Raw genomic sequence first — 9,206 nt, forward strand, 5'->3', positions numbered from 1 at the left:
GGGTGCGGGCGGCGGCGCGGGTGCGGGCAGCGGCGCGGGCAGCGGCGGCACGGCCGTCCGGCTGACGCCGACCGAGTGGAAGATCCTCGAGCTGTTGCTGCACAGCCCCGACAAGCTGATCACGCGCGAGACCATCCTGACCGAGGTCTGGGGCCCCTTCCACGCGAAGGACACCGGTTACCTGAGGCTCTACTTCGCGCAACTCCGCAAGAAGCTCGAACCCGTGCCGGCCGCACCGCGACACCTCGTCACGGTGCTCGGCATGGGCTACCGCTTCGTGCCCGACGCCGGGGCAGAGGTCGTCGAGGAGGCGTGACCGCGGTCGCCGTCGGGATCCTCACGGTTTCCTAACGCTGGACGTCACCACCGGGAGGCGCACGAGGCCTAACGTTGCAGGGCGCGTGCCCGCCTCCCGGTCGGTGCGCCCCGCACGTCCGAGAGGAACCCGTGTCCGCGCAGCCCGAGTCACCCGCCAGGGTCGCACCGCCGACCCCGCACCCGACCACGCGACGGATGCGGAGCTGGCTGCTGCACGGCCTCACCGAGACCGCGGGGACGCACCAGGGTCCGCACGCCGAGACCCCGGAGAAGACGCACTCGTGGTGGCGGGTGATGTGCCTGACCGGCGTCGACTACTTCTCGACCCTCGGGTACCAACCGGCCATCGCGGCCGTCGCGGCGGGGCTGCTCTCGCCCCTCGCGACCATCGTGCTGGTGCTGCTGACGCTGTTCGGCGCGCTCCCCGTCTACCGCCGCGTCGCCCGCGAGAGCCCGCGCGGCGAGGGCTCGATCGCGATGCTCGAGCGCCTGCTGCCCTGGTGGGGCGGCAAGCTGTTCGTCCTCGTCCTGCTCGGCTTCGCCGCCACGGACTTCATGATCACCATCACCCTGTCGGCGGCCGACGCCACGGCGCACGCCGTCGAGAACCCGTTCGCCCCGTCGTGGTTCCACGGGGCCGAGGTGCCGCTGACGCTGGTGTTGGTCGCGTTGCTCGCCGCCGTCTTCCTGCGGGGCTTCCGCGAGGCGATCGGCATCGCGGTCGTGCTCGTCGCGATCTTCCTGACGCTCAACCTCGTCGTCATCGCCGTGTCGCTCTTCCACATCGGCGAGAACCCGGTGGTCATCGGCAACTGGTGGGAAGCGCTGACCGTGCAGCACGGCAACCCGTTCGTCATGGTCGGCATCGCCCTGATCGTCTTCCCGAAGCTGGCCCTCGGCCTGTCGGGCTTCGAGACCGGGGTGGCCGTCATGCCCCAGATCACCGGCGACCCGACCGACACCCCGGCCAAGCCGGTGGGACGCATCCGCGGGGCCCGTCGCCTGCTCGCCACGGCCGCGATCATCATGAGCTCGTTCCTGATCCTGTCGAGCTTCGTCACCACGCTCTTGATCCCCCAGGCCGAGTTCCAGGCCGGCGGGTCGGCCAACGGCCGAGCCCTGGCGTTCCTGGCGCACCAGTACCTCGGCGACGGCTTCGGCACGCTCTACGACGTCAGCACCATCTGCATCCTGTGGTTCGCCGGGGCGTCGGCCATGGCCGGGCTGCTCAACCTCGTGCCGCGCTACCTGCCGCGCTACGGCATGGCGCCGCAGTGGGCCCGGGCCGTCCGTCCCCTCGTGCTGGTCTTCACGGTGATCGCCTTCGTCATCACCATCGTGTTCGAGGCGGACGTCGACGCCCAGGGCGGGGCCTACGCGACGGGGGTCCTCGTGTTGATCACCAGCGCCTCCGTGGCCGTGACGCTGTCGGCACGACGTGCGCGCCAGCGGAAGCGCACGATCGGCTTCGGCGTCGTCGCCCTCGTGTTCGTCTACACGACCATCACCAACGTCGTCGAGCGTCCCGACGGCGTGCGCATCGCCGCGATCTTCATCATCGGGATCATCGCGGTGTCGCTCGTCTCGCGCGTGCAGCGGTCGTTCCAGCTGCGGGCGACCTCGGTCACCCTGGACGACACCGCGCTCGCGTACGTGCGCGAGGACGCCGACGAGTACGGCACGATCCGCGTCATCGCCCACGAGCCGGGGCGCGAGGTCGCCGAGATCTACAAGAAGAAGCTGACGGCCGAGCGGAAGTACAGCGGCATCCCGCAGCGCTCGCCGGTCATCTTCCTCGAGGTGCACAAGGGGGACTCGTCGAACTTCGAGGAGGACCTCGTCGTGACCGGGCACGCGCTGCACGGCTACCGCGTGCTGCGCACGACGAGCGGCGCGGTGCCGAACGCCGTGGCCAGCGTGCTGCTGGCGATCCGCGACGAGACCGGCGTCGTGCCCGACATCTACTTCGAGTGGACCGAGGGCAACCCGCTGTCCAACATGGGGCGGTTCTTCCTGACCGGGGTGGGCGAGGTCGCACCGGTGACCCGCGAGGTGCTGCGCCGGGCCGAGCCCTCGCGCAGCCGCCGCCCCGACGTGCACGTCAGCTAGCCGCCCCTGCCCGTGCCGCCTCCCCGGACCCCCACCCGACCCACGTCGCACCCGGTTTCGAACCATGCACCCAGAAGCTTCTGGGTGCATGGTTCGAAACCGGGTTCATGAGGCGTCACCGCGGAAGCGACGAGCGGCTTCGCGCGCGGCGGCCGTGACACGGCGTGGGTCGAGTCGCACGTCGGCGTCGCCGAGCAGGCCGGCGAGTCGCGCGGGCACCACGAGATCGAGGAACTCGCAGTTGACCACGGCGTGCACCTCGGGCAGCTGGCACAGGGCTCGATCACGTCGCGTCCGGTCGCGGATCACCTCGGCGGGCGTCCGGCCGGCGAGCATGCGGGGATCGGTCAACTTCACGAAGCCGTTGAACTCGACGGCCACACCGTCGGCGGCCAGGAAGGCGTCGCACCGTGCGGTGCGCCCGTCCGCGAGGCGGAATCCCCGTTGCAGCTCGACATTCGAGAGGCCGAGTTCGAACAGGACGATGCGGAGCAGCGATTCTCCGCCGTTCTCAGCGAAGGGTGAGGCGAACTGGAGTGCTCGCCGCGCAGCGCGACCACCCGGGTGGGTGGTGGGGCCGAGCCTGCCGAGCAAGGCCTCACGTTCGCGGAGGACGGCGGCGGTCACCGACGCGCCCGTCCGGTGCCCGTCGGGCAGGACGAGTCGGCGGAGGGCCGCGTCCGCGCACAGGACGGCATCGGCGAAGCTGGTCGTTCCGGCGACGTCGACGGCCGTCCGCCTGAGCCCGGTGACCGACAATTCGCCGAGACGCACGAGATCGTCGGCCGGCACGTTCCCCGGTCGTCGAAGGAGGTGCGGGGACGTCTTCGTCGAGACTCGGCGGCCGTCGATGACGGTGACGGCGTGGTCGAACTCGTCCGAGACGCGCGGGAGGTCGTGCACGGCGACTGCAGAGACGTGCGAGACCACGCAGTCGCGAGCCGCGCCGGCCACCATCCCTCTCGTGCGGAGGACGTGTCGCCCGCGGGAGTCCAGTCGAGCCCAACAGGACGCCTGCGCGTAGACCCCGCGGTGGATGCGGACGAGGGAGCCGTCCGCCACGCCCGCACGGAGGGCGATCGTCTCGGGTGCGCCGTCGCCGTGGGTCGCCGTGAATCGCAGCTCACACGTCATCGGTTCGGTGTGCGGCACCGGGCCATCGTGTCGTGCGCCGTCCTCGGGCGTGTCCCGCGCCTCCTGGACGGTGGAGAACCCGCCGTGGACTCACGCTGAGCAGGAAGCATGTGGACCAATGATGTGCCCGTTTTCGAACCATGCACCCGGAAGCTTCTGGGTGCATGGTTCGAAACGGGGTGCATGGGCGGGGAGGCGCGGGCGGGGCGGGCGGGACGGTTCGGCGGGGTACGGCGCTCAGCTTGGCCGCCGACGGCGCTCCTCCTGTACTGCTGGGAACATGAACGACTCCCGCTCCCTGCCCTACCCCCTCGGCGTGACGCCCCTGCCCGACGGCGGCGCCCACGTCGCGGTGTACTCCGAGACCGCCGACCACGTCTGGTTCTGCCTGTTCGACGACGAGGCCGACGGCGGCACCGAGCGCCGCTTCGAGCTGACGAACCGCACCGGCCACGTCTTCCACGCCGTGGTCGAGGAGGCGCGGGTCGGCTCGCGCTACGGCCTCCGTGTCGCAGGCCCCTGGAACCCGGCCGCCGGCCTCCGCCACAACGAGCACAAGCTGCTGCTCGACCCGTACGCGACGGCCCTCGACGGCACGTTCGACTGGGGTCAGGCCGTCTTCGGGCACGACATGGACGAGCCCGAGACGATGGACGCGTCCGACTCCGCCGGGGCCATGCCCCGCAACGTCATCGCCGACCGCGACTTCGACTGGGGCGACGACCAGCGTCCGCTCACGCCGATGGAGGACACGGTCGTCTACGAGGTGCACGTCAAGGGCTTCACGCAGACGCACCCCGACGTCCCCGAGGACATCCGGGGCACCTACGCCGGCATGGGGCACCCCGCCGCGATCAAGCACTTCACCGACCTGGGCGTCACCGCCGTCGAGCTGCTGCCGACGCACCAGTTCGTGCAGGACAGCCACCTCGAGGAGAAGGGCCTCCGCAACTACTGGGGCTACAACTCGATCGGCTTCTTCGCCCCGCACGACGAGTACGCCTCGAAGGCCGCGGGCACGGCCGGCGGCCAGGTCGCCGAGTTCAAGCAGATGGTCAAGGACCTCCACGCCGCGGGCCTCGAGGTGTGGATGGACGTCGTCTACAACCACACGGCCGAGGGCAACCACATGGGCCCGACCATCTCGTTCAAGGGCATCGACAACGCCGCCTACTACCGACTGGTCGAGGGCGACGAGGGCAACTACTTCGACACGACCGGCACCGGCAACAGCCTGAACGTCAGCCACCCGGCGGCGCTCGGCCTGATCATGGACAGCCTGCGCTACTGGGTCACCGAGATGCACGTCGACGGCTTCCGCTTCGACCTCGCCACGACCCTCACCCGTCAGGGCGGCGAGGCCAGCGAGCACAGCGCGTTCCTCACGCTGATCCACCAGGACCCGGTGCTGCAGAGCGTCAAGATGATCGCCGAGCCCTGGGACACCGCCGGCTACCAGGTCGGCGGCTTCCCGGCCGACTGGTCGGAGTGGAACGGCAAGTTCCGCGACGACGTGCGCGAGTTCTGGAACGGCGAGCCCGGCGTCCTCTCGACGTTCTCGGACCGCGTGCTCGGCAGCCCCGACGTCTACGAGGGCGACCGTCGCTCGCCGCTGTCGAGCGTCAACTTCGTCACCGCGCACGACGGCTTCACCCTCGCCGACCTGACGAGCTACGCCGAGAAGCACAACGAGGAGAACGGCGAGGACAGCCAGGACGGCGAGAGCGACAACAAGTCGTTCAACGGCGGCGCCGAGGGCCCGACCGACGACCCCGCGGTCAACGAGTACCGCGACCGCCAACGTCGCAACTTCCTCGGCACGCTGCTTCTCAGCGCGGGCGTGCCGATGATCCTCGGCGGCGACGAGATCGCCCGCAGCCAGGGCGGCAACAACAACGCCTACTGCCAGGACAGCGAGATCTCGTGGTTCGACTGGGAGCGCGCCGACCGTGACCTGCTCGCCTTCACGACCGAGCTGATCACGCTGCGTCGCGAGAACCCGGCGCTGCGGCCCGACTGGTTCCGGTACGCCCCCGAGGTCGAGAGCGACGACCACGTGCAGGTCCGCCGTGCCGACGACCACTCGTTCTCGAGCGGTGACTGGCAGCAGGGCGAGAACAAGGCGATCACCTTCGTGCTGACCCACAAGGACGCCGACGCGTTCGCCTACCTCGTCAACGGTTCGACGGCGGTCGTCGAGTTCAACGTGCCCGACGCGCCCCACGGCGAGTGGGAGCTCGCCGCGTCGAGCGACCCCGGCCAGCAGGTCGAGGGCGCCGTCACGACGCTGCTCGTGCGCGACGCGAGCTTCACGCTGCTGCGGAGCCGCGCCTCCTAGGCGGAGGGGCGAGCGCAGGAGGCGCGGTGCCGGTCCTCGGGATCGGCACCGCGCCTCCTGCGTCCCCCGGGAACGCGAAAGACCGCCGCCCCGAGGGGACGGCGGTCGTCGTGTGGGTCGGCCGAGGCCGAACGGGGATCAGGCGGTGGCGAGCTGCTGCGCCTCGGGGGCGAAGAAGTCGGCGTAGCTCGGTCCCGGCGTGATGTCGACGACGGTGCCGCAGACGACGGGCCCGTGGTCGACCGGCGACCGGTGGGCTCGACCGGCGGGTCGGCGCTTGGGGTAGACCTCGATGCGGGCGGCGGGCACCCGCTGGTCGGCGGCGTAGTGGCCGGTCACGTCGACGGAGCGACGGACGTGCGCCACGAGCTGGTCGTGGCTGAGGCGGGCGAGGTCGGCGGCGCTCATGCCGCGGCCTCGGCCAGGAGGAGTGCGCTGATGTCGATCGGCTCGGTGGGAGCCAGGTCGTGCGCGAGGGGGTGATGCCCGGAGGCGTGGACGATGTTCATGTGTTCAGCTCATCTCTGCGGCCCTGCGACCGCGTGCGGAACGGGGTGGTGCGGGTCGCGTCGCCGTGAATCGACGCGTTCCCGACTCTCGCAGGTCACCGGGTGATCGCCACCATCGCCTGACACATCGTTCGCATGGTGGACATCTGTTCGAACGGCGGCCCGCCCGGGCGGCACCTTCTGTGCCAGTCGGTGAGCAGGACTCGCGCCGGGCCGCGGCCGGGGCTCAGGCGCGGCGGGCCCAGAGCGCCTCGACCAGCGACGTCGTCAGCTCGTGGTCGATCGCGAACGACCGGCCGTCGAGGTCCGACACGGGAGCGATCTGACGTCCGCTGGACAGCAGCCACAGGGCGTCCGCCTCGTGCACGCGGGTGAGCGGCAGCAGCTCGTATGCGGTCTCGTGGCCGAGGTCCGTCAGGGCGTCGAACACGGCCGCCTGCGTCGTGCCCTCGAGGATGCCCTGGTCGGTGCGCGGGGTGACGAAGCGGTCGCCGAAACGCGCGACGAGCGAGGCCGACGGCCCCTCGAGCGCGTACCCGTCGCTGCTGACGAAGAGGACGTCGTCGGCACCCCGGCGGGCGGCCTCGCGCAGCACGCTCTTGTTCACGGCGTACGAGAGGGTCTTGGCGCCCTGCAGCAGCCACGGCGAGGTGTTCGCGACGTCGTGCCGGTAGCCGCGGTCGAGCGCCACGACGCGGATGCCGTCGCGGCGTTCGACGGCGTGGTCCTCGTAGACCTCGGTCCGGGCCCACGCGGTCGGCTCGCTGTCGGGCACGCCCTCGAGGCCGCGCGTCACGATGAGCTTGGTCAACGCGAACGGGACGGCAGCGTGGGCGGCGGCCGAGGCGAGCACCGCCTCGCGGATCAGGTCGAGGTCGAGGACGGGCAGGTCGAGCAGGGCCGCCGACCGTGCCAGGCGGGTCAGGTGCGGCTCGAGCGCCTGCACGGCTCCGTCGACGACGCCGAACGCCTCGAAGATGCCGTCGCCGCGGGTCACGCCCAGGTCGACGACGTTCACGGTCGGCTCCGCCGCGTCGGCGAGGTGCCACCCGGGACCATCGCCTCGGGCGCCGGCCCGGGCCCGGTCGATCACCACGAGCACGGGGGCAGGAGGCGCGGTGTCGGTCGTGGGGGAGGCGTCTGCGGCGAGGTCGGTCACGCCCTCGACCGTACCTCGGGCGCGGGTTTTCGCTTTGTGGACAGGCTGTGGATAATCACTCGTCGTCGAGAGGTTAGACGTCCACGGGATCTCGATCGGCCCGACGGCTGCTCGGAGATGCGCATCGGGCACCCGCTCGCCACGGTGACTAGTGCGTCTAGCTAATTCTATGCGCTGAACAGGCGTTTTCCTGGCAGGGTCCTCTTTGCCCGCCCAGACTGCAGCGGTACCGTGAGCGAGCCCGCCCACGGTGGGCGCGTGGTGCCCGGTGGGCCGGGAGCTTCTTCACGGGGCGGCCCGCCCGGCACCACACCACACACGTAGGACCACCCGCGCCACTGCGCGCACGTCCAAGGGCCGCACCGTCGAGACGGTGCGGCCCTTCGTGGTCGGTCCGGGAGGCGTCAGCCGCGGGGCCGGGGCGGCCCGGGCTTCGGGTGCGACGGCGCGGCGCCGTCACCCGAGGGCGCGTCGGCGGGATCGGGCTCGCCGGGCTTGGGGTGGCCGGGGATCGAGTCGCCCGAGAGGTTGAGGTCGTCGGGGTCGACCTCGATGTCGCCACCGTCGTCCGGCCCGCCCTCACCGGGCAGGGCCTGGACCGCGTCCAGGTCGGTGTCGGAGTCCACGGCGGGGGAGTCCTCCGTCGCCGACCGCTGCATCTCGGCGGTGGTCGCCTCGCTCCGCGGGAAGTCCGCGGTCGGGTCGTCGGCGTCGCGACGGTCCGGTGCGGTCTCGGCGGTGCCTGCGTAGCCGACGCCGTCCGTGGCCGTCGTGGCGTCGCCCGTGGTGGTGCCGGTCTTCGTGTCCTGCTCGTCTTCGTGCATGCGGGCACGGTACGCCGTGGGGGTGCGTGCCGCATGTGCGCCGGGGCAGACTGTGGCCATGACGACCCTCACCTGCCGCGCGATCGTGTTCGACATGGACGGCACGCTCGTCGACTCGACCGCCCTGGTCGAACGCATCTGGGGCGACTTCGCGGCCGAACACCAGCTCGACGTCGTCGAGTTGCTGGCGTTCGCGCACGGCCGGCAGACCCACGACACCGTCACCCGGTTCCTGCCCCGGCTGCCCGAGGACGAGGCACGGTTCCTCACCGACGGGCTGCAGGCGGTCGAGGCCGGCACCCGGGACGGGACCGTCGAGATCGCGGGCGCCGCCGCCTTCGTGGCGAGCCTGCCGGGTGACCGGGTGGCCCTCGTGACGAGCGCGAACCACGAGCTGGCGCGGTCGAGGATGGCCGAGGCGGGCGTGCCCTGGCCGGCGGTCGTGCTGGCGTCCGAGCAGGTGGCGGTGGGCAAGCCGGCTCCGGACGGTTACCTGCTGGCTGCCGAGCTGCTCGGCGTCGACCCGGGCGAGGTCGTCGTCTTCGAGGACGCCGCGGCGGGGCTCGAGGCCGCCCGCGCCTCCGGAGCCTCGGTCGTGGTCGTGGGAGACCACGACGGGCCGGCCGCCGACGGGCTGCCGCGCATCGTCGGGTACGAGGACGTGTCGGTGACCGTGCGGGCCGACGGGCTGCTCGAGATCACGCTGCCGTAGGGGCCGCATCTCGCGCGGGCTCACAGCTGGCACGGGCTCGCGGCTCGCGCGGGCGCGGGCGCGGGCGCGGGCCCGGCCTCGCGGTTCGAGCTCGGGCTCGCCG

At 71.6% G+C, this 9,206-nt stretch carries 8 protein-coding genes; 4 read left to right on the forward strand and 4 right to left on the reverse strand.

The annotated features are described in order from the left end of the window. Both IFT36_RS13520 and IFT36_RS13525 read left to right on the forward strand, forming a co-directional pair. Positions 1 to 316: winged helix-turn-helix domain-containing protein (locus tag IFT36_RS13520; RefSeq protein ID WP_200413388.1), on the forward strand; the 316-nt coding region annotated here is incomplete at its 5' end. Between the two features lie 197 nt (positions 317 to 513). Beyond that, positions 514 to 2,427, forward strand: a complete 1,914-nt coding sequence (locus tag IFT36_RS13525) for an APC family permease (RefSeq protein ID WP_123571946.1) — start codon at positions 514 to 516, stop codon at positions 2,425 to 2,427. A 105-nt stretch (positions 2,428 to 2,532) separates the two neighbouring features. Here the strand turns inward: IFT36_RS13525 and IFT36_RS13530 are convergent, their stop codons facing one another. Beyond that, on the reverse strand, positions 2,533 to 3,561 hold the full coding sequence (locus IFT36_RS13530; RefSeq protein ID WP_148053723.1) for a hypothetical protein: 1,029 nt from the start codon (positions 3,559 to 3,561) through the stop codon (positions 2,533 to 2,535). 280 nt (positions 3,562 to 3,841) lie between these two features. Between IFT36_RS13530 and glgX the strand changes: the two genes are divergently transcribed. Further along, positions 3,842 to 5,899 carry a glycogen debranching protein GlgX gene (gene glgX, locus IFT36_RS13535; RefSeq protein ID WP_200413389.1) on the forward strand — a complete coding sequence of 686 codons (2,058 nt, stop codon included), beginning with the start codon at positions 3,842 to 3,844 and terminating at the stop codon, positions 5,897 to 5,899. A 138-nt stretch (positions 5,900 to 6,037) separates the two neighbouring features. Here the strand turns inward: glgX and IFT36_RS13540 are convergent, their stop codons facing one another. The 3 genes from IFT36_RS13540 to IFT36_RS13550 form a co-directional block, all read right to left on the reverse strand. Beyond that, positions 6,038 to 6,307, reverse strand: a complete 270-nt coding sequence (locus tag IFT36_RS13540; protein ID WP_123571943.1) for a hypothetical protein — start codon at positions 6,305 to 6,307, stop codon at positions 6,038 to 6,040. Between the two features lie 327 nt (positions 6,308 to 6,634). Beyond that, positions 6,635 to 7,567: an aminodeoxychorismate lyase gene (locus IFT36_RS13545; RefSeq protein WP_307785111.1), complete on the reverse strand. Its 933-nt coding sequence runs from the start codon at positions 7,565 to 7,567 to the stop codon at positions 6,635 to 6,637. 404 nt (positions 7,568 to 7,971) lie between these two features. Beyond that, the gene (locus IFT36_RS13550) at positions 7,972 to 8,391 is read right to left on the reverse strand and encodes a hypothetical protein (RefSeq protein WP_148053722.1); all 420 of its coding nucleotides are present in this window, start codon (positions 8,389 to 8,391) and stop codon (positions 7,972 to 7,974) included. A 58-nt stretch (positions 8,392 to 8,449) separates the two neighbouring features. Between IFT36_RS13550 and IFT36_RS13555 the strand changes: the two genes are divergently transcribed. Further along, complete coding sequence (locus IFT36_RS13555) at positions 8,450 to 9,103, forward strand: HAD-IA family hydrolase (protein ID WP_200413390.1); 654 nt, start codon at positions 8,450 to 8,452, stop codon at positions 9,101 to 9,103. Positions 9,104 to 9,206: the final 103 nt, after the last annotated feature.

Origin of the sequence: Frigoribacterium sp. CFBP 13605 (assembly GCF_014839405.1) — a bacterium.
GTDB lineage: Bacteria > Actinomycetota > Actinomycetes > Actinomycetales > Microbacteriaceae > Frigoribacterium.

Bases quoted from the DNA above. Each gene is read 5' to 3' on its own strand.
- IFT36_RS13525 (WP_123571946.1), top strand. From the start codon at position 514: ATGCGGAGCTGGCTGCTGCACGGCCTCACCGAGACCGCGGGGACGCAC.
- IFT36_RS13530 (WP_148053723.1), bottom strand. From the start codon at position 3,561: ATGACGTGTGAGCTGCGATTCACGGCGACCCACGGCGACGGCGCACCC.
- glgX (WP_200413389.1), top strand. From the start codon at position 3,842: ATGAACGACTCCCGCTCCCTGCCCTACCCCCTCGGCGTGACGCCCCTG.
- IFT36_RS13540 (WP_123571943.1), bottom strand. From the start codon at position 6,307: ATGAGCGCCGCCGACCTCGCCCGCCTCAGCCACGACCAGCTCGTGGCG.
- IFT36_RS13550 (WP_148053722.1), bottom strand. From the start codon at position 8,391: ATGCACGAAGACGAGCAGGACACGAAGACCGGCACCACCACGGGCGAC.
- IFT36_RS13555 (WP_200413390.1), top strand. From the start codon at position 8,450: ATGACGACCCTCACCTGCCGCGCGATCGTGTTCGACATGGACGGCACG.